The sequence below is a fragment of the uncultured Anaerovibrio sp. genome (assembly GCF_947302755.1).
Lineage (GTDB): Bacteria > Bacillota > Negativicutes > Selenomonadales > Selenomonadaceae > Anaerovibrio.
This window is the reverse complement of record NZ_CAMYWM010000207.1, coordinates 1-2,788: the sequence shown is the minus strand read 5'-3', so window position 1 is coordinate 2,788 and position 2,788 is coordinate 1. Positions and strand designations below refer to the sequence as shown.

Annotated in this window: 2 protein-coding genes and 1 pseudogene; all 3 read right to left on the bottom strand. The window is 50.7% G+C overall.

What is annotated here, in order from left to right; translation table 11 throughout:
• Positions 1 to 129: 129 nt before the first annotated feature.
• Positions 130 to 1,323: a tetratricopeptide repeat protein gene (locus Q0Y54_RS12530; protein WP_297968641.1), complete on the bottom strand. Its 1,194-nt coding sequence runs from the start codon at positions 1,321 to 1,323 to the stop codon at positions 130 to 132.
• 63 nt (positions 1,324 to 1,386) lie between these two features.
• The gene (locus tag Q0Y54_RS12525; protein WP_297968638.1) at positions 1,387 to 2,307 is read right to left on the bottom strand and encodes a SufD family Fe-S cluster assembly protein; all 921 of its coding nucleotides are present in this window, start codon (positions 2,305 to 2,307) and stop codon (positions 1,387 to 1,389) included.
• A 12-nt stretch (positions 2,308 to 2,319) separates the two neighbouring features.
• A pseudogene (locus tag Q0Y54_RS12520) lies at positions 2,320 to 2,788 on the bottom strand (hypothetical protein); the annotation flags it as partial.

Genomic DNA, 2,788 nt, shown 5'->3' with positions numbered 1-2,788 from the left:
CTTCCAATTAGCGTTTCCCTAAAGGACTAACTCACTTCGTTCGTGTCGCAACGAGCTGGGAGATATGCTCGCCAGCTGTTGTAGTTTGTTTTCCCCCACCTAAAGAGGTGGGGGACATCTTAAAGCTCGTTATTTTAGGTATTTCTTTAAGTCATCATAGGCCTGCTTGGCATATACATTGTTGGGCTCCAGCTTCAACAGCCGTTCCAAATTCTCCTTTGCCTCAGGATATTTCCCCTCATCAGCCATAAGGCAGCCCCGGTTATATAGGGCAATGGTGTCATTAGGATTCATACCCAACATGGTATCATAATCGGCCAAGGCCATGCGGTTCTCCTGAATCGACGCATATAGATATGCCCGGCCGGAGATGGCAGCATAATTTTCCTTGTCCAGGGAGAGAGCCTTATTATAATCGGCCAAAGCCTGTTCGTTGTAGCCCCATTCTCTAAAGATATCCCCCCGCTTTACATAGGCGTCAGTCTTCCTGTCGTTTATCTGAAGCACCTTATCCATACTGCTGATTGCTTCCCGATAATTGCCGGCTCCCAAGGCCAAAGCATAAACCTTCTCCCAGCCTTCAATATTGCGGCTGGCCTCTGCTGCGGCTGCGGCCCTTTCCAATTCACTGTCTTCCGCCTGAAATTGTCCGGCCTCCCGCCACAGCCTCAATATATCCTGGCCATAGGTGGTGCCCGGTACCGCCCAGCGTCCGTTTAAATCGGGCCAATATTGGGCCGCCCCATGATATTGTGGATATTTCTCCACCAAAATGGTAAACCGGGGATCTATCAATCTGTGGTTCGGCAGACGGTTAGCCGCGTATGCCACAAGATGCTGGATATGTGCCCTTACCCCGCGGCGTGGAGTAAAGAAGGTATAGCCAGGTACCTTGTTGCCAAGGGCCCCCAGGCCACAATAGTTGTTCTGTAATGGCTTTACATCATTGCCATAATTAAAAAAGCCGGTTTCCTTCAGGGCCTGACACAGGGCAATATCGGGACGTATTCCCTCATCGCCGGCCTCCTCATAATAGTAGGCCACCAGCTCCTCCAAGGAGCAGCTTAGCTTCGGCTGGGGATTGCGGGAAAGGATATATTCCACCATCCGCTCCTGACTGATGGTGGCAGGACCCAAAATAGTCACCTTGTCCTTCTCCTCCACCTGCTTCCAGCTGATCACAGGACGGTAGTGGGTAAGTCGATGGTGAATTTCCTCCCCCTCCTTGGCTTCGCTGGTATTCTGCATAACAGCCAGCCCCATAATAAATACTGCACAGAATATCAATCTGCCCCAATATTGCAGAGCATTACCATACTTCATGCCCATCCTCCATTTCTCATTTTAATTGTGAAAAAAGGGACTGCCGCAGCAATCCCTTCCTGCTTATCTCAGGAAGCCGCCGATAATCTGCTCCTCGGCCTCGGCCTCAGTAAGCCCCAGGGACATAAGCTTTATGAGCTGTTCACCGGCGATTTTGCCGATGGCGGCCTCATGGATAAGGGCCGCATCCACGTTTCTGGCATCCAGCTTTGGCACGGCCACCACATGGGCCTTGTCCATAATAATGGCATCACATTCCGCATGGCCGTTGCAGACAGTATTGCCCACAATAGCCGCCTCAAAAATCTGCTCCGAATTATCCTTGGCCACGGAACGGGAAATAACATCGGTGCTGGATCCTTCCCCGTTAAGCTCCACCTCGTAAACGCTGGTGGCCTTCTGCTCACCATGGGTCATCAGGCGCTCATGGACAATCATGGTAGCTCCCTCCGCCAGCTCCGCCTTGGTAATCCGGTGGGTGCTGTCCACCCCCTTGATCTGCACCATTTCCATATCCACATAGCTGTTTTCCTTCTGATAAACCTCAGTTACAGGGTTAAGGATACGCTTACCGGAGCCATCTCCCTCACCATAATGCTTTTCCACATAACGGATTTTGGAATTTTTGCCCACAAAGAACCGGTGAACACCATCATGCTCCGAATCATGACTGCCGCAATTGCTGATGCCGCAGCCGGCCACGATAACCACATCACAGTCCTCGCCAATATAAAAATCATTGTATACTGTTTCCTTAAGACCACTTTCACTCAGCACCACCGGAATATGGACGCTTTCGTTCTTTGTACCATCCTTGATGATAATATCGATACCAGGCTTATCCTCCTTGGTAACAATATCAATATTTTCCGTGGTATTGCGGGCGGCCTTCTCACCATTGGCCCGGATATTATAGGCCCCCTTTGGCATCTTATAAAGATCGGCTACCTCTCTCAAAAGCTGTTTCTGAATATTATCTAACATCTGACGGCCTCCTTAACTCATCTTGCTGCAAGCCCGATTCACCGCATCAGCAGTTCCCAGCAGCTCCGGCAAAACCTCATCCTTTGGACCATGCCTCTTAACCTTGCCATCCTCAATGACAATGATTTCATCGGCGATATTAAGAATTCTCTCCTGATGGGAAATAATCAGCACAGTACCCTGAACCGTCTTGCGGATATTTTCAAATACCTGAATAAGGTTCTGGAAGCTCCAGATATCAATACCGGCCTCTGGCTCGTCAAAAATGGAAAACTTGGTGCCCCGGGCCAGTACAGTAGCGATTTCAATACGCTTCAGCTCACCACCGGACAGGGAAGAATTCACCTCCCGGAGCGCCGCCGGACAGGTGGAAGTGTCTCCCGCGCCTGTCTCCCCGGAATTCAAAATCCGAAGCTTTGCCGGCCGGGCCGTAAAATCTCCCCGGTCCAGTCCCCGGGCAAAAGCTTCCGCATCTTCTTCC

Excerpts from the sequence above, each read along its gene's own strand:
- Q0Y54_RS12525 (WP_297968638.1), bottom strand. The coding sequence starts at position 2,307 with ATGTTAGATAATATTCAGAAACAGCTTTTGAGAGAGGTAGCCGATCTT.
- Q0Y54_RS12530 (WP_297968641.1), bottom strand. The coding sequence starts at position 1,323 with ATGAAGTATGGTAATGCTCTGCAATATTGGGGCAGATTGATATTCTGT.